This is a genomic window from Paraburkholderia sp. BL23I1N1 (assembly GCF_003610295.1).
Classification (GTDB): Bacteria; Pseudomonadota; Gammaproteobacteria; order Burkholderiales; family Burkholderiaceae; genus Paraburkholderia.
Genome location: NZ_RAPV01000001.1, coordinates 976,238 through 992,790, shown reverse-complemented (window position 1 = coordinate 992,790; position 16,553 = coordinate 976,238). Strand labels below are relative to the sequence as shown.

Sequence of the window (16,553 nt, the reverse complement as noted above, 5' to 3'; positions counted from 1 at the left end):
GGCTTACGGGCAGTCATCCAATCGTCACGTCTTTGCCACGCGAGCGTCACCAGGCGTTACTACATTGGCGAAAAAAGAAATCTCCCTTTTTTCGACCAGGACGCCACATGCGAGAACTGCCGACGCCCACCCTGCCCCTGGCTTCGATCTTCGAAACGCGCCGCCTACCGCGCGCCGAAGAGACGGTCACCGCCCAGCATCGCCTGCAAGTTACGTGGGCGCGCACCGACGAAGAACTGCGCGAAGCCCAGCGTCTGCGCTACCGTGTCTTCGCCGATGAAATGGGCGCACGCCTGTCAGGTCCGGCCGGTCTCGACGTCGATTCGTTCGATTCGTACTGCGATCACCTGCTGGTGCGCGATCTGGACACGCTGAAAGTGGTCGGCACCTATCGCGCGCTGCCGCCGCACCAGGCCGCCCGTATCGGACGCCTGTATGCCGAAAGCGAATTCGACGTGTCGCGCCTCACGCACCTGCGCGCGAAGATGGTCGAAGTGGGCCGTTCGTGCGTGCACCCGGACTATCGCAGCGGCGCGGTGATCATGTCGCTGTGGGCAGGGCTCGCCGCATACATGAAGCACAACAACTACGAAACGATGCTCGGCTGCGCGAGCGTCGCGATGGTCGACGGTGGCCACTACGCGGCGAATCTGTACTGCGCGCTGCGCGACAATGCGCTGACGGCGCCGGAATATCGCGCGTTCCCGCACACGCCACTGCCGGTCGAAGAATTGCAAACCGGCGCCGACGTCGCACCGCCGCCGCTGGTGAAAGGCTATCTGCGCCTCGGTGCGAAGATTTGCGGTGCGCCGGCCTGGGATCCTGACTTCAACACGGCAGATTTTTTGACGCTGTTGCGTCTGACGGATATCAACGCGCGTTACGCGCGGCACTTCCTCGGTGACGCGTCGCCGCGTTAAACCGAAGTTCCAGTATTGGCCGGGCGAGTTTGCCCCCGTGCCACAGGCACCGGCATAAATTCGGAGATCCGGTTTCTGTCTACGGGTGGATCCGTCTGATCAGATCGAGTGCGTGACGCTGCGTCACATTGGGCGTGGTGATGATGTCGAACGTCGGCGCCTCGGGGCCAGCTCCTGGTGTGCGGCAGGTGTTGCGCACAATGCTGCCCAGCTCGGCCATCAGCGTGGAGAAGCTGTGGACGGGCGAGCCATCCGCCACGGTGCGACTCACCACCTTCTCCTGCGCCTGCTGCGAGCGCTGCGCCGGCGCCACCGGGTCGCGCGTGGCCTTGGCCGCCAGGTCGGTGTCGGCGAACATCAGTTCGCGCCAGGCTTCGAGCATGTGCCATTCCACGTAGTAGGCGAGCATGCACAGCAGAATGTGCGCGCGCACCCGAGCAGCCGTGCGATGGTGGATTGGGCGCACCTTCAGGTCCACCGTCTTGAGGCTGCGGAAGGCCCGCTCGACGTTGGCCAGCGCCTTGTAGTTGCGCACGCACTCGGCCGCCTCCATGCGCGTGGCCTCGACCGAAGTACGGATGATGTAGATGCCGTCCAGCGCGGCCTCCGCGGCGATCGCCTCGTGCTTGCGCGTAAACGAGAAGCTCCCGTCGCTGATCTGCAGTTCAAAGTGTTTGGCCACCTTGTACTGGTTGACCACCTTGCCCACGCGCAGCCCAATCGCATCGGCGCCCTTGAGTCTGCCCGCTTCCACGCGTTCCTTGATCTGCTGCAGGTTCTTTTCGGTAGCAGCGAGCAGGTCCTGCCGCTTGTGCGCTCGCAGCGTCGCGAGCTGCGGATTGCGACACGCCACCAGCCGCTCGCCGGGATACTCCGGCGAGGCGATCTCCATGAGGTTGTGCTCATCGAACAGCCCCAGCTGCAGTTGGCCCTGCTCGACCAGTGCGCGGATCGATGCACTCTTCAAGGCCGTGATCCAGTCGATGCCCTGCGTCTCGCGCAGCTCGTCGATGGCCTTGCTGGAGATCATGCCGCGATCGCCGACCATCACCAGCTGCCCGACGCCGAAGCTCTCGCGCAGGCGCTGCACCTCGGGCAGGAAGGTGCTGCTGTCGGCCACGTTGCCTTCATACACCGACACCGCTACCGGGCAGCCCCGCGCATCGGTGAGCAGTCCGTAATTGACCTGCAGCAGTCCCTTCTTGCCGTCGCGGTTGTGGCCCAGCCGGGCCAGCGGGCAGGTGGTGCCCTCGAAGTAGCTCGAACTCAGGTCGTACAGCACCAGGCCGCCGGCGCTCAAATGCCGCGCGGCGAGCTTCTTCTGGATCGCGTCCTGGCGCGCGAGCAGCCAGTCCATCGCCGCGTACAGATCGTCCTCGTTCGCGTCGGCCACGCCGAAGTCCGTCGCCAGCGTGGTGGTGTGCCACCAGCGCGTGGTGGCCAGCTTTGTGTGCGGCGCCACGATGCGCGCGGCCACCATCGCCAGCACCCGTTCGCGCTCAGGTGAGGGCTTGCTGCCCAGCAGCGACGCGAAGTCCAGGCGCTGCATCGCCAACTCAACGGCCTGCACATGGCCGTGAGCGAGGGAGCCGGTGACTTCGAACGCCTGGCCCAGCGGGACGAACGTCTCGCCCTGCAGCGAGCGCCGAATGATCTCGATCAGCGGCTCGGGCAGATGCGAGAGGTTGCCCAGCGTCTCGTTCTTGACCTTGCCGTCCTCGCGGTAGCTACGTCGCAGCAGGTGCGTGCGGTACACCGTGCCCTTGTAAGTGCGCGTTGTGGTGACGACGTGAGCGGTTCCAGTCCTGCTTGCCATAGAACAAATATAGGTAATATTGCGTAGATTTCAAGAAATTTTAGTGACTACATTTTGTAATCCACAGGAAGGGCTTCGAAAGCGCGGATGCCTTGAAACACGGGGGCTTGCACCCGCTTGGTGGCTTGGGTGGATGGGGGAACTTCGGGTTAAATAGTGCGCAAACCGCCCGGCTCATTCAGCGGGCTGACGATGCAGACGCAGACAAAAAAGCCCGGCAGAACGAATTCCGCCGGGCTTTTTTCATTTGCAACGCGAGATGCTCAATCGTCCGTGTAGACCACGCGATACGGAATGCCAACCTTCTCCCACTCCGCAGCTTCCTGGATCAGGCTGTAATCGGTCAGCGGATTGTTAGCCACCCATTCGTTCGGCAGACGCACCTCATAGCCGCCATTGACCTGCGCGACCGCGATACCCGGCAAACCGACATCGGCACGTCGGCGGCAAAGCAGCGCCGCGAGCCGCAGACAGAACAACAGCGGCCATTCCACTTCGCGTGTTTGCGACAGCTTGCCGAGCTTCCCCGCGTGGCCGAGCACCAGCGCGGCGAGCCGCGCCTGGTCGGTGCGCGAAAAACCCGGCATGTCGGCGTTGCTGGCGATATAGGCCGAATGCTTGTGATAGGCGCTGTGGGAAATCGACAGCCCGATTTCGTGCAAGGCCGCAGCCCAGCCGAGGAACATGCGGTTCTCGGCACGGCGCTCCTCGTCCGGCTCGGCAAACTGGTCGTAAAACCGCACCGCGAGTTCACCGATACGCCCGGCCTGTGCGCGGTCCACGCCATAACGGCGCATGAAGCCTTCCACCGTCACCGTGCGCATGTCTTCGTGCTGCGCACGGCCCAGCAGGTCGTACAGCACGCCAAGGCGCAGCGCGCCATCCGTTGTATCGACGTAATCGACGCCGAGTTCGTCGAACACCGCGATCATGATCGACAGCCCACCGGCCAGCACCGGAATACGATCGGCCTTCAACGCGACCAGCTTCAGACGATTGACGTTCTCCGCCTTGATCAGCGCGCGCTTGAGGCGCTCGAGGCCGCCGCGCGAGATGCCGTGCGTGACGCCCGGATCGTTGAAGCCGTTTGCCTCGACCAGTTCAGCGAGCGCCCGCGCGGTACCCGACGAACCGATGGCCTGTTCCCACCCGGTTTTTTTGTATTCCGCGGAAATGATCTGGATTTCACGGCTCGCGGCGAGTTCGGCCTGGCGCATCGTGTATTCGTCGACATTGCCTGCCGGGAAGAATGCGCGGCTATGGCTCACGCAGCCGATATACAGGCTCTCCATCTTGATCGGCGTGTAGTGCGAACCGATGATGAATTCCGTCGAGCCGCCGCCGATATCCACGACGAGACGCTTGCCCGCGCTCGCGGGCACGGAGTGTGCAGCCCCTGCATAAATCAGACGTGCTTCTTCACGCCCGGCAATCACTTCGATCGGGAAGCCGAGCGCGGCTTGCGCCTCGCCGAGAAACTCACCGGCGTTCTTGGCGATGCGCAGCGTGTTGGTGGCGACGGCGCGAACGTGATCGGGATGAAAGTCGCGCAGCCGCTCCCCGAAACGCTTGAGCGCATCCCAGCCGCGCACCTGCGAGGCGCGGTCGAGCATCTTGTCGCTCGACAGACCGGCGGCAAGACGCACCGGCTCGCGCAATGCGTCGACCTGATAGATCTGGCTGCCTGCGTCGGTTTCTTCGACCCGGCCCACGATCAGCCGGAAGCTGTTCGAACCGAGATCGACGGCAGCAAGAAGTTGTGGAGTTGTGACCATCGAGTAAGCGGACTCCATGCGCGCGTGCGCGGCGGCGTTGGACGTGGAAGGTGCCGGATGTCCACGTGATGCCTTGGGCGCCTTATGGCCGGCCGCGCTGTTCAAAGACGCCATTCTAAGCGTACCGGGCCTCACGATGTCGCCTCGCAGTAATGGGGGTGCCCTATGGTCCCATATGCACTGCGTCATAATTACGACACGCGACGAATACGGCGTACAATTTATAACACTGCAAATGTCATAACAACGCCATCATACTGTGAGAATTTCCGAGCGTCTTTTCGTCTCCCCTCCTGACATTCCATTCTCGCTGCCGATGTCCATCCGCTACCCCTTATTGAATCGCGAGCTGGGCATTCTGGGTTTCAACGAGCGCGTGTTGGCACAAGCTGCCGACCCTGCCGTCCCTTTGCTCGAACGCCTGCGCTTCATCTGCATTACCAGTAGCAACCTCGACGAATTCTTCGAAGTCCGCATGGCCGGACTGCAGGAACAGATGCGCGACAACCCCGGTGCGATGTCGCCGGACGGTATGTCGTTGCAGCACGTGTACGACCTCGTGGTCGAGCGCGCACAGAGGCTCGTGCATCGCCAGTACACCATGCTGCACGACACGGTGTTCACCGCGCTCGAGACAGAAGGCATCTATTTTCACGGCACCGAAGCGTGGAACGAAACGCAGACCGAATGGGCGCGCAACTACTTCTTCGACGAACTGCTGCCGGTGCTCACGCCGATCGGCCTCGATCCGGCTCACCCGTTTCCGCGCGTGCTCAACAAGAGCCTGAATTTCGTCGTCGAACTCGAAGGCAAGGACGCGTTCGGCCGCCAGGCGATGATGGGCATCGTGCAGGCGCCGCGTGCGTTGCCGCGGCTCGTGCGCATGCCGCAGGAACTGTCGGGCTATCCGCATGGCTTCGTGCTGCTGAGCTCGTTGCTGCAGCGCTTTGTCGGCGAGCTGTTCCCGCATCTGGTGGTGCGCACCTGTAATCAGTTTCGTATCACGCGCAACAGCGAACTGTTCGTCGACGAAGACGAAATCACCAATCTGCGTGTCGCGTTGCAGGGTGAACTGCCGGCGCGGCATCTGGGCAACGCGGTGCGGCTCGAAGTGTCGGCGGAAACGCCCGAGCATGTCGTGCGGCGCCTGCTCGACGAAAGCAGCCTGACCACCAAGGATTGTTATTTCGTCAACGGACCCGTCAATCTGGTCCGGCTGATGCAATTGCCGGAGATGGTAGACCGGCCCGACCTGAAGTTCGTGCCGCACATCCCCGCGATTCCGTCACAGATCGCCAACGCCGCGAACATGTTCGATGTGATCGATCAGGGCGACGTGCTGCTGCATCATCCTTACGAGAGCTTTCAGCCGGTGCTCGAGTTGCTGTTGCAGGCGGCTAAAGACCCGAATGTGATGGCTATCAAGCAGACCATCTATCGCACCGGCACCGACTCCCCGCTGATGGACGCGCTGATGCAAGCCGCGCGCAACGGCAAGGAAGTGACGGTGGTGGTCGAACTGCTCGCGCGTTTCGACGAAGAAACCAACATCAACTGGGCGTCCCAGCTTGAAGCGGTGGGAGCGCATGTCGTATACGGCGTGGTGGGCCACAAGTGCCACGCGAAGATGATGCTGATCGTGCGGCGCGTGTCGTCGGGCGGCAAGACAACGCTCAAGCGTTACGTGCACCTTGGCACCGGCAACTATCACCCGCGCACGGCGCGTCTTTATACCGACTTCGCTCTGATGACCGCCGATCAGAAGATCTGCGAAGACGTGCATCACGTGTTCCAGCAATTGACCGGCATTGGCGGGGAACTGAGGCTGCATGAGTTGTGGCAGTCGCCGTTCACACTGCATCCGAAACTGGTCGACGCAATTCGCGCGGAAGCCGATCATGCGCGTGCCGGCAAGAAGGCGCGCATCGTCGCGAAGATGAACGCGCTGCTCGAACCCACCGTGATTGCCGAGCTGTACGAAGCATCTCAGGCCGGCGTGAAGATCGATCTGATCGTGCGCGGCGTGTGTTCGTTGCAACCGGGTGTGCCGGGTTTGTCGGAGAACATCACGGTGCGTTCGATTGTCGGGCGTTTCCTCGAACATCACCGCATCTTCTATTTCTACGACGAAGGCAAGGAACAGGTGTATCTGTCGAGCGCCGACTGGATGGACCGTAATTTCTTCCGGCGTGTGGAAGTGGCGTTCCCGGTCAACAACCGTCGCTTGAAGCGGCGTGTGATTGCCGAAGGCCTGTCGGCGTTTCTCGGCGACAACCAGTCAGCGTGGCTGATGCAAAGCGACGGTCACTATCGGCGCCGGCGGCCGGGTAAATCGTCGCGCAATGCGCAGATGAGTCTGCTGGGAAAATTCTGCACGTGAGTTCGTGAACGCGTGATTGCCTGTTTGTGTTCGCGCGCCGCTTAAGCAGCGGCGCTCAATAAAAAAAGCCCGCCTTTGCTACAGGCGGGCTTTTTTTAGGCCAAAATCCTTAGACCGGCGCCGGTTGCCGGCGCGCCGTGCGATACACCGGGAAGCGCACGGTGAACGTGCTGCCACGCCCCTCTTCGCTCTTCACATCGAGTTGCGCATCGTGCCGTTGCAGCACATGCTTGACGATGGCGAGACCAAGGCCCGTACCGCCCGTATCCCGCGAGCGGCTGCGGTCGACGCGATAGAAGCGCTCGGTCAAACGCGGAATGTCCGCAGCCGGAATCCCCAAGCCACTGTCCGCGACCGAAAAAACCGCACTGCCGCCGTTGGTGTGCCACGTCACCACAATCGCACCGCCGTCCGGCGTGTAGCGGATCGCATTGGTCACGAGGTTGCCAAGCGCACTGAGTATCTCCGTTTCCACGCCGGTGACGGTAAGTCCTTCGTCGGCGTCGAACACGATCTTGTGATGGTCGCTCGACAGGCTTTCCGCGTCGTCTTTCAGATGCCGCAGCACCGCGCGCATATCGATCATCTGATCGCTCGGCGGCTTGTTGTCGCCTTCGAGCTTTGCGAGCACCAGCAAGTCGTTGACGATATGACGCATCCGCGAGGCCTGCTGCTCCATCAGTTCGAGGTAGCGCGCGCGCTCGGCTTCGCCCAACGGCAGTTCCCGCATCGTCTCGAGAAAACCCGACAGCACGGTCAGCGGCGTCTTCAGTTCATGCGAGACATTGGCGACGAAGTCACGCCGCATCGCGTCGGTACGCTCCAGCTCGGTGATGTCTTGCGACAGCACCAGCTTGCGATTTTCGCCGTACGGGAACACCTGCACCGACAGCACGTTCTGGCGCTTGTCGCCCATGCCGCGCATGATCAGCATCTGTTCGTAGCGCTGCGAATTCAGATAGCGCACGAAATCGGGCTGACGCACCAGGTGCGTGATGTGCTGGCGCAGATCGCGTTTCGCATCGAGTCCGAAATGAAGTTCGGAAATCGCGTTGCACCACTCGATCTGATCGTGATCGTCGAGCATCGCGACGCCATTCGGCGAAGCCTGGATTGCCTGGATGAAACGCGAATGCTGCTGCTCGACCTGACGCACCTGCGCATGCCAGCGCTTCGCGAGCTTATGCAGACGGTAGTAGATTTCGCCCCAGATGCCGGGAGCGCTCGGCACTTCGCCGTAGACCGGCGCGTCGAGCAGGCGCCACAAACGCTGCTTGTGAAAGGTGCTGAAGAGGCTCTGCGCGAGCAGCATGACAATCGCGAGGATCAGCCCTGCCTTGACGTTCAGGAGTGCGCCGACCACCACGCACAGAACAGCCAGCAGCACGACCGACACGATGGAGCGCGCCCAGATGATGTTCATGTTCTAGCGATCGAAGAGAAAACCGTACACGCCGGCATCTGAAAACCGCGGCGCCTAACGTAACCGAAGTAACCGGGGTACCCGAAGTAACCGATGTGGCCTGCAAGACGTATGCGGCAACCGTAACGCGCGCGGCTAAAACACCGCCACTCGCACTACCGCAAACTCAGGCGCTCTTCGCGAGCCGGTAGCCGCTGCCGCGTACCGTCTCAATCATAGCATCGCAGCCGGCCGGCTTGAGCGCCGCGCGCAGACGCTTGATGTGCACGTCCACTGTGCGCTCTTCGACGAACACGTGGTCGCCCCACACCTGATCGAGCAGTTGCGTCCGGCTGTGCACGCGCTCCGGGTGCGTCATGAAGAAGTGCAGCAGACGGAATTCGGTCGGGCCGAGGTCGAGCTTGATCTCGCTGCCTTCCGCATGGGCGGCCACGCGGTGCGTCGCCGGATCGAGCTTCAGACCGTTGATCGCCACCAGGTCTTCGGTCAATTGCGGGGCGCGGCGGCGCAACACCGCCTTGATGCGCGCCATCAGCTCTTTCGGCGAAAACGGCTTGGTGACGTAGTCGTCGGCACCGATTTCGAGGCCGAGCACCTTGTCCTGTTCATCGCCGCGCGCGGTCAGCATGATGATCGGAATGTGCTTGGTGCGCTCGTTGTTGCGCAGATCGCGGGCGAACGCAATGCCTGACTTGCCCGGCAACATCCAGTCGAGCAGCACGAGGTCGGGCAATACGTCGCTGATCAGGTTTTGCGCCTGCTCCGCGTTGTACGCGCGAATCGGGCAGTGTCCGGCGTGTTGAAGATTGACCGAAATCAGTTCGGAAATTGCGGGCTCATCTTCAATGACGAGAATGCTGCTGGGCATCGGCACCTCTGATCCTTATAACTGATTAACTGAGTGCTTCGCGTTCGAGCGCGTCGCGCGATTTGTGCCGCACGTCGGTGCCCTTCACAATGTAGATGATGAATTCAGCGATGTTCTTCGCGTGGTCGCCGATCCGTTCGATCGCCTTGGCGATGAACAGGAAATCGAGGCCCACCGAAATCGAACGCGGATCTTCAGTCATGTACGAAATCAGCTTGCGAACGAAAGCCCGGAATTCCTCGTCGATCGCCTTGTCGTCGCGCACGATCTGCGCGGCGGCCACCGTGTCCAGACGCGCAAATGCGTCCAGCGCGCGGCGCAGGATCGACACCGCCATTTCGCCCGACAACTTGATCTCGGCGATATTGATGGTGCGCGAGGCGCCGTCTTCCATCAGACGCTTGGTGCGCTTGGCGATTTTTTCAGCTTCGTCGCCGGCGCGTTCGAGATTCGTGATGGTCTTCGAGATCGCGATCAGGAGGCGCAGGTCACGTGCGGCCGGCTGACGGCGCGCGATGATGTTGCTGCACTCTTCGTCGATCTCGACTTCCATCGTGTTCAGGCGCTCTTCGGCCGCGATCACCTGTTCGGCGACGTCGAGGTCGAAGTTGTTGAGTGCGATCATCGCGTTGACGATCTGCGACTCGACCAGGCCGCCCATTTCAAGGACCTTCGACGAAACGAGGTTCAGATCGGCGTCGAACTGGCTGGACAGATGCTTATCGGACATGTCGTACTCCCTTGTTTTTGCTCGTCGACGGCTTAGCCGAAGCGGCCGGTGATGTAGTCCTCGGTTTCCTTGCGGAGCGGCTTGATGAAGATCTTTTCGGTGTCGCCGAATTCGATCAGTTCGCCGAGGTACATATAGGCAGTGTAGTCCGAACAGCGCGCAGCCTGCTGCATGTTGTGAGTGACGATCACCACCGTGTAATCGCTCTTCAATTCGGCGATCAGCTCTTCGATACGGCCCGTGGAAATCGGATCCAGCGCGGAGCACGGCTCGTCGAGCAGCAGCACTTCGGGACGGATCGCGATACCGCGCGCGATGCACAGACGCTGCTGCTGGCCGCCGGACAGACCGTAGCCGCTCTGGCCCAACTTGTCCTTCACTTCGTTCCACAGCGCGGCCTTGGTCAACGCCCACTCCACGCGGTCGTCCATTTCCGAGCGCGGCAGCGTTTCGAACATCTTCACGCCGAACGCGATGTTGTCGTAGATCGACATCGGAAACGGCGTCGGCTTCTGGAACACCATGCCGATCCGCGCGCGCAGCAGCGAAATATCGCGCTTGGAGGTCAGCAGGTTTTCGCCGTCCATCAGGATCTCGCCTTCGGCGCGCTGCTCCGGATAGAGCGCGTACATCTTGTTGAGCGTGCGCAGCAAGGTGGATTTGCCGCAACCCGACGGGCCGATGAACGCGGTCACCTTGCCTTCGGGAACATGCAGATTGATGTTCTTCAACGCGTGATACTTCCCGTAAAAGAAGTTCAGGTCGTTGATCTCGATTTTCGGACGCGACGGCGCTTGCGCCTGGCCGCTTTGGGCGGGATCGAAACCGGCGGGCGCCGTCGGACGCGCGGTCGGATTGATTTGAGTTTCTGCCATATTCATCGGATTAGACTCCGCCCTTACTTATTCGAAAAGATCGTGCGCGCGAGGATGTTCAATCCCAGCACCGCGAGCGTGATCAGGAAGACACCGGCCCACGCGAGCGATTGCCATTGCGCAAACGGGCTCATCGCGAACTTGTAGATCGTGACCGGCAGGTTCGCGACCGGCTGGTTCATGTTCATCGAGAAGAACTGGTTAGACAGCGCGGTGAACAGCAGCGGCGCGGTTTCACCGGCAATACGTGCGACGCCGAGCAGCACACCTGTGACGATACCGGCGATCGACGCCTTCAGCGTGATCGACAACACCATCTTCCACTTCGGCGTGCCGAGTGCGAAAGCGGCTTCACGCAGTGCATTCGGCACCAGCTTCAGCATGTTTTCCGTCGTGCGGATCACGATCGGAATCTGCAGCAGCGCGAGTGCGAACACGCCGGCCCAACCGCTGAAGTGACCCATTTTCGCGACGACCAGCGCGTAGACGAACAGACCCACCACGATCGACGGCGCCGACAACAGAATGTCGTTGATGAAACGCGTGATACTGGCGAGCCAGCCCTTCTGGCCATATTCGGCAAGATAGACGCCCGCCAGAATGCCGATCGGCGTACCGACGAAGGTCGCGAGCACAACCAGCATCAGACTGCCGACGATCGCGTTGGCGAGACCGCCGCCATCGGTGTTCGGCGGCGGCGTGGATTGCGTGAACAATTCGATCGACAAGCCGCCGATGCCAAGACGCAAGGTCGTATAAAGAATCCACACGAGCCACAGCAGGCCGAACGCCATGGCCGCGAGCGACATGGTCAGCGCAATCGCATTCTTCGTGCGGCGGCGGCCTTGCAGACGCACGCGCATCGCTTCGAGCGCGGCTTCGTCGTTCGAACCCGGCATATTCAAGGTGGGCTGGCTCATTTCGCGCCCTCCCCTTTTTCGAGACGAAGCAGCATGACCTTCGAGATCGCCAGCACGACAAAAGTAATCACAAACAGGATCAAACCGAGTTCCATCAGCGCCGATGTATGCAGACCCGGATCCGCTTCCGCGAACTCATTCGCGAGTGCCGAGGTAATGCTGTTGCCCGGCGAAAACAGCGAAACGTTATCGAGCAGGTTGGTGTTGCCGATCACGAAGGTGACCGCCATGGTCTCGCCGAGTGCGCGGCCGAGGCCGAGCATCACGCCGCCGATCACGCCGCTCTTGGTGAAGGGCAGCACGATCTTCCACATCACTTCCCAGGTCGTGCAGCCGATGCCGTACGCCGATTCCTTCAGCAGGACCGGCGTGACTTCGAACACGTCGCGCATCACCGAGGCGATGTACGGAATGATCATGATCGCGAGAATCACACCCGCGCACAGAATACCGATGCCGATCGGCGCGCCCTGAAACAGTGCGCCGACGAACGGGATGCCGCCCAGCACGGCGCCAAGCGGCTTTTCGAACCACTGCGCGAAGATCGGCGCGAACACCAGCAGGCCCCACATGCCGTAGACGATCGACGGGATCGCGGCGAGCAGTTCGATGGCCACGCCGAGCGGACGGCGCAGCCACGCGGGCGAGAGTTCGGTCAGGAAAAGCGCGATGCCGAAGCTGACGGGCACCGCGATGATGAGTGCAATGAGCGAGGTCGCGATCGTGCCGTAGATAGGCACCAATGCGCCAAATTGCTTGCTAGGTGGATCCCAGTCGGAGGTCCAAAGAAACGCGAGGCCGAACTGTTTGATCGACGGCAGGGAGGCGACGATCAGTGAAACGATGATGCCGCCGAGCAGCAACAGGGTGATGATGGCGGCCAGACGGGCAAGGCCGCCGAAAATGACGTCGCCGGCGCGGCTGGGCGCTTTCTGCTGGGACGTGCTGCCTGGCGGTGTCGATCTCGCCGCGCCAGACGCTAATTGGATATCGGACATGGGAGCCTGATTGACCTGTTTCCAGTTGCCGTACGACTCTTGTCGTACGGCGGGTAATGCTGGCGTAATGTCGCCGGGGTAATGCCATTGGCCGTCCTCGAATGAGGACGGCCAATGTCTTGCTGGATGCTTTACGGCAACGCTTAATCAGCGATCGGCTTGCCTGCAGCGTCCTTCACCTGCGACTTCCACTTCGTGCGGATTTCCGCAGTGACCGAATCCGGCAACGAGATGTAGTCCAGATCGTTTGCAGCCTGGGTGCCATTCTTGAACGCCCAGTCGAAGAACTTCAGCGTTTCCGTGCCTTGCGCCGGCTTTTCCTGCGCCGTGTGCAGCAGCACGAAGGTTGCGCCGACGATCGGCCATGCGTCCTTGCCCGGCTCGTTCGTCAGGATCTGGTAGAACGACTTCGACCAGTCAGCACCGGCAGCCGCTGCCTTGAACGTTTCCGTCTTCGGCTCAACCACAGCGCCCGTCGAGTTCTTCATCGAGACGTACGTCATGTGGTTTTGCTTTGCGTATGCCCATTCCACGTAGCCAATCGCGCCCGGCAGACGTTGAACGAAAGCTGCGACGCCGTCGTTGCCCTTGCCGCCCGTGCCCGTCGGCCAGCTGACCGTTGCGCCTTCGCCGACCTTCGCCTTCCAGTCTGCGTTGACCTTCGACAGGTAGTTCGTCCAGATGAAGGTGGTGCCCGAACCGTCAGCGCGGCGAACCACGGCGATGTCGGTATCCGGCAGCTTGATCTTCGGGTTCAGCGCAGCGATTGCCGGATCATTCCACTTCTTGATCTTGCCCAGGTAGATGTCGCCGAGGACTTCGCCCGACAACGCCAACTCACCAGCCTTCACGCCCGGCACGTTGATAGCCGGCACCACGCCACCGACAACCGTCGGGAACTGGAACAGACCTGCCTTCGCGAGTTCGTCGTCCTTCAGCGGAGCGTCCGAGCCAGCGAAATCGACGGTCTTCGCTTCGATCTGCTTGATACCGCCCGACGAACCAATACCTTGATAGTTGACCTTGCCGCCGCCCGACTTCTGGTAGGCGTCAGCCCACTTCGTGTAGATCGGTGCTGCGAAGGTGCTGCCCGCGCCGGTGATGTCTGCGGCTTGCGCTGCGATCGCGAAAAGCGCGCCAGCGACGCCAGCGAACACGGTTTGCATCAATTTCATGAGACCTCCAAGGGTGTGAGCGGTGTGAACGGTGTGAGCGAATAGCATGAACACCGCGAAGCTTAGGGTCTCTTTGTGACAGTAACGTGACTAACCGTGAAACGGATGTGACAGCAGGATTACTGACATGAAAGGCGCCCACGCGTACAAATTGCCGTCCTGGCGGAGTTGCAGGCGTCGCCTTACAGATTAGGCGAAAAAGATGGGGCGCGAACGTTTGCGTGTGCGCACGGGATGAATTTTGGCACGGTCGGCTTGCTGAAAGAGTCGTACCGGCCGTCTAACGCAGTGTAGAAAATGGCCGGATGACGGCGGGACGGTTTATTCAGAGCCCTCCCGCACCGCCATCAGCCTGTTGTGCGATATATCTAGGCAGTCGCCAGCTTGACGGCGTCGGAGATCGTTTCGGCGTGGTGAACCGCGTCGTCGACATTTTCCGCTTCCACCATCACGCGCAGAACCGGTTCGGTGCCCGAAGCGCGAATCAGCACGCGGCCGCTGCCGTTCAACGCTTCTTCGGCCTTGCTGATGGCGCGGTGGATCGCGTCGCTGCCCTTCCAGTCCGCGCCGGGCTGCATCCGCACATTGATCAACTTCTGCGGAAACAGCGTGACGCCGTGGAGCAATTCGGCGAGCGTTTTGTCGCTGCGCTTCATTGCGGCCAGCACCAGCAGGGCCGACACGATACCGTCGCCGGTCGAATGGCGGTCAAGGGAGAGAATATGGCCGGAACCTTCTGCGCCCAGTTGCCAACCGTGCTCACGCAACTGCTCGAGCACGTAACGGTCGCCCACCGCCGCGCGGACGAACTTCACGCCGGCTTTCTGTAGCGCGACTTCGATTGCCATGTTGGTCATTAAAGTGCCGACCGCGCCTTCCACCTTACCGTCGGTCGCCATCCGGTCCTTGACCAGCACGTACAACAGCTCGTCGCCGTTATACAGGCGGCCGGCCGCGTCCACGACCTGCAGCCGGTCGGCGTCGCCGTCGAGTGCGATGCCAAGGTCCGCGTGGTTCGCGCGCACTGCGCGCACCAGTGCGTCCGGAGCGGTCGCGCCGACGCCGTCGTTGATGTTGAAACCGTTCGGCGCGACGCCGATCGGAATCACATCGGCGCCGAGTTCGTGGAACACGTGCGGCGCAACGTCGTACGCGGCACCGTGCGCGCAGTCGACCACCAGCTTCAGGCCGCGCAAGTCGAACGCTGCCGGGAAGGTGCTCTTGCAAAATTCGATGTAGCGGCCGGCTGCGTCGTCAAGACGCCGCGCCTTGCCGAGCTGCTCGGAGGCGGCGCATGCGAGCGGCAGATCGAGTTGTTCTTCGATCTGCAATTCCACTTCGTCGGGCAGCTTGTTGCCGTCGGCGGAGAAGAATTTGATGCCGTTGTCGTAGTACGGGTTGTGCGACGCGCTGATCACGACACCCGCGGCGAGCCGCAGTGCGCGCGTCAGATAGGCGATCCCCGGGGTCGGCATCGGCCCGGCCAGCATAACGTCAACGCCCGCCGCGGAAAAACCCGCTTCGAGCGCGGCTTCGAGCATATAGCCCGACACCCGTGTGTCTTTGCCGATCAGCACCGTTGGCCGCGCGCCCGTTCTGGCCCAGCGGTCCGCGCCCGCGAGCACTTTGCCGGCGGCGTAGCCGAGCCGTAGTACGAACTCCGGTGTAATGGGCCCTTCGCCGACCTTGCCCCGAATCCCGTCTGTTCCAAAATATCGACGTGCCATCTTTTATGTTCCTCCTTGGTCTTTGGGGTCAGCCACGCGCGCGGCTGTGGTTCGCCGCGTCGCGCATGGCTGCCCATACTTTCAATGCATCTGCTGTTTGCGCGACATCGTGCACGCGCAAAATGGCCGCGCCGCGTTCGGCGGCACATACCGCTGCGGCAATGCTGCCCGCAACGCGCTCCGGCGCCGGACGACCGACCACCGCGCCGACCATCGACTTGCGCGACATGCCGGCGAGAATGGGGTACGGCGGCTCGGCCCGCGGCGCCGTGTCCGGCAGGTGCGCAAGCAGCGCGTAATTGTGTTCGACCACCGCCTTGCCAAAGCCAAAGCCCGGATCCACGCTGATGCGCCCACGAGCGATGCCCGCCTGGGTCAGGGTTGCCACCCGTTCTTCGAGAAACTGCCGGACCTCGCTCACCACGTCTTTATAGTCGGGCTCACGAAGTTGCATGGTCTGCGGCTCACCGAACATATGCATCACGCACAAACCGCACTCGCTGTCGCGCACGGCATCGATCGCGCCTGGCATCCGGAAACCCCAGATGTCGTTGACCAGGTCGACGCCCGCAGCCAGCGCGCGGCGCATCACTTCCGGCTTGTACGTATCGATCGACAGCGGCACATTCGCGCCGTGCAGCTGTTCGATCAACGGGATCACCCGCTCCAGCTCTTCGTCGAGCGGCACCGGCGGCGCACCCGGGCGGGTCGACTCGCCGCCGATGTCGATGATGTCCGCGCCGTCGAGCATCATGCGCTCGGCCTGACGCAGCGCTTCGTCGCGCATCGCGTACTGGCCGCCATCGGAAAAAGAATCGGGCGTGACGTTCAGGATGCCCATGATCAACGGGCGTTCAAAGGTCAGCTTGAAGCGGCCGCATTGCAGCGGTTCGGGGATGGGAAGAGAAGGAATTTCGACTTTCGACACGTAGCGGTCAATCATGTA

13 protein-coding genes are annotated in these 16,553 nt (G+C 61.8%); 2 read left to right on the top strand and 11 right to left on the bottom strand.

Annotated elements, in window-relative coordinates; translation table 11 throughout:
- The first annotated feature begins 107 nt into the window (after window positions 1–107).
- A complete protein-coding gene (locus B0G76_RS04755; RefSeq protein WP_120290498.1) occupies window positions 108–920 on the top strand; it encodes a GNAT family N-acetyltransferase in 813 nt (270 codons plus the stop codon).
- Window positions 921–999: 79 nt separating this feature from the next.
- Here the strand turns inward: B0G76_RS04755 and B0G76_RS04750 are convergent, their stop codons facing one another.
- Together B0G76_RS04750 and ppx are read right to left on the bottom strand one after the other, a co-directional pair.
- On the bottom strand, window positions 1,000–2,736 hold the full coding sequence (locus tag B0G76_RS04750) for an IS1634 family transposase (protein ID WP_120290496.1): 1,737 nt from the start codon (window positions 2,734–2,736) through the stop codon (window positions 1,000–1,002).
- A gap of 263 nt (window positions 2,737–2,999) precedes the next feature.
- On the bottom strand, window positions 3,000–4,625 hold the full coding sequence (ppx, locus tag B0G76_RS04745; protein WP_120290495.1) for an exopolyphosphatase: 1,626 nt from the start codon (window positions 4,623–4,625) through the stop codon (window positions 3,000–3,002).
- 202 nt (window positions 4,626–4,827) lie between these two features.
- Here ppx and ppk1 point away from each other — a divergent pair, with 202 nt between their 5' ends.
- On the top strand, window positions 4,828–6,891 hold the full coding sequence (gene ppk1 / locus B0G76_RS04740) for a polyphosphate kinase 1 (protein WP_120290493.1): 2,064 nt from the start codon (window positions 4,828–4,830) through the stop codon (window positions 6,889–6,891).
- Window positions 6,892–7,000: 109 nt separating this feature from the next.
- On the opposite strand, the gene phoR is transcribed toward ppk1, so the two are convergent.
- The 9 genes from phoR to folP form a co-directional block, all read right to left on the bottom strand.
- Window positions 7,001–8,314 (bottom strand): phosphate regulon sensor histidine kinase PhoR, encoded by a 1,314-nt coding sequence (phoR, locus tag B0G76_RS04735; protein WP_120290491.1) that lies wholly within the window; start codon window positions 8,312–8,314, stop codon window positions 7,001–7,003.
- Between the two features lie 166 nt (window positions 8,315–8,480).
- A complete protein-coding gene (gene phoB / locus B0G76_RS04730; RefSeq protein ID WP_028199153.1) occupies window positions 8,481–9,182 on the bottom strand; it encodes a phosphate regulon transcriptional regulator PhoB in 702 nt (233 codons plus the stop codon).
- Window positions 9,183–9,207: 25 nt separating this feature from the next.
- The gene (phoU, locus tag B0G76_RS04725) at window positions 9,208–9,912 is read right to left on the bottom strand and encodes a phosphate signaling complex protein PhoU (RefSeq protein WP_028199154.1); all 705 of its coding nucleotides are present in this window, start codon (window positions 9,910–9,912) and stop codon (window positions 9,208–9,210) included.
- 32 nt (window positions 9,913–9,944) lie between these two features.
- Window positions 9,945–10,793: a phosphate ABC transporter ATP-binding protein PstB gene (pstB, locus tag B0G76_RS04720; RefSeq protein ID WP_120290489.1), complete on the bottom strand. Its 849-nt coding sequence runs from the start codon at window positions 10,791–10,793 to the stop codon at window positions 9,945–9,947.
- Window positions 10,794–10,810: 17 nt separating this feature from the next.
- Window positions 10,811–11,707: a phosphate ABC transporter permease PstA gene (pstA, locus tag B0G76_RS04715; RefSeq protein WP_120290487.1), complete on the bottom strand. Its 897-nt coding sequence runs from the start codon at window positions 11,705–11,707 to the stop codon at window positions 10,811–10,813.
- Window positions 11,704–12,705, bottom strand: a complete 1,002-nt coding sequence (gene pstC, locus B0G76_RS04710; RefSeq protein ID WP_120290485.1) for a phosphate ABC transporter permease PstC — start codon at window positions 12,703–12,705, stop codon at window positions 11,704–11,706. Before pstC ends, pstA begins: the two co-directional genes overlap by 4 nt.
- A 143-nt stretch (window positions 12,706–12,848) precedes the next feature.
- Entirely contained in the window at window positions 12,849–13,880 is a 1,032-nt protein-coding gene (gene pstS / locus B0G76_RS04705; RefSeq protein WP_120290483.1) for a phosphate ABC transporter substrate-binding protein PstS, read from the bottom strand.
- Window positions 13,881–14,248: 368 nt separating this feature from the next.
- Window positions 14,249–15,607: a phosphoglucosamine mutase gene (gene glmM / locus B0G76_RS04700; RefSeq protein WP_120290481.1), complete on the bottom strand. Its 1,359-nt coding sequence runs from the start codon at window positions 15,605–15,607 to the stop codon at window positions 14,249–14,251.
- A 28-nt stretch (window positions 15,608–15,635) separates the two neighbouring features.
- Window positions 15,636–16,550 carry a dihydropteroate synthase gene (folP, locus tag B0G76_RS04695; protein ID WP_120290479.1) on the bottom strand — a complete coding sequence of 305 codons (915 nt, stop codon included), beginning with the start codon at window positions 16,548–16,550 and terminating at the stop codon, window positions 15,636–15,638.
- Window positions 16,551–16,553 lie beyond the last annotated feature (3 nt).

What these genes read in the sequence shown, in the direction of transcription:
- B0G76_RS04755 (WP_120290498.1), top strand. Translation starts at nt 108, where the DNA reads ATGCGAGAACTGCCGACGCCCACCCTGCCCCTGGCTTCGATCTTCGAA.
- B0G76_RS04750 (WP_120290496.1), bottom strand. Translation starts at nt 2,736, where the DNA reads ATGGCAAGCAGGACTGGAACCGCTCACGTCGTCACCACAACGCGCACT.
- phoU (WP_028199154.1), bottom strand. Translation starts at nt 9,912, where the DNA reads ATGTCCGATAAGCATCTGTCCAGCCAGTTCGACGCCGATCTGAACCTC.
- phoR (WP_120290491.1), bottom strand. Translation starts at nt 8,314, where the DNA reads ATGAACATCATCTGGGCGCGCTCCATCGTGTCGGTCGTGCTGCTGGCT.
- phoB (WP_028199153.1), bottom strand. Translation starts at nt 9,182, where the DNA reads ATGCCCAGCAGCATTCTCGTCATTGAAGATGAGCCCGCAATTTCCGAA.
- folP (WP_120290479.1), bottom strand. Translation starts at nt 16,550, where the DNA reads ATGATTGACCGCTACGTGTCGAAAGTCGAAATTCCTTCTCTTCCCATC.
- pstC (WP_120290485.1), bottom strand. Translation starts at nt 12,705, where the DNA reads ATGTCCGATATCCAATTAGCGTCTGGCGCGGCGAGATCGACACCGCCA.
- pstA (WP_120290487.1), bottom strand. Translation starts at nt 11,707, where the DNA reads ATGAGCCAGCCCACCTTGAATATGCCGGGTTCGAACGACGAAGCCGCG.
- glmM (WP_120290481.1), bottom strand. Translation starts at nt 15,607, where the DNA reads ATGGCACGTCGATATTTTGGAACAGACGGGATTCGGGGCAAGGTCGGC.
- pstB (WP_120290489.1), bottom strand. Translation starts at nt 10,793, where the DNA reads ATGAATATGGCAGAAACTCAAATCAATCCGACCGCGCGTCCGACGGCG.
- ppk1 (WP_120290493.1), top strand. Translation starts at nt 4,828, where the DNA reads ATGTCCATCCGCTACCCCTTATTGAATCGCGAGCTGGGCATTCTGGGT.
- ppx (WP_120290495.1), bottom strand. Translation starts at nt 4,625, where the DNA reads ATGGCGTCTTTGAACAGCGCGGCCGGCCATAAGGCGCCCAAGGCATCA.
- pstS (WP_120290483.1), bottom strand. Translation starts at nt 13,880, where the DNA reads ATGAAATTGATGCAAACCGTGTTCGCTGGCGTCGCTGGCGCGCTTTTC.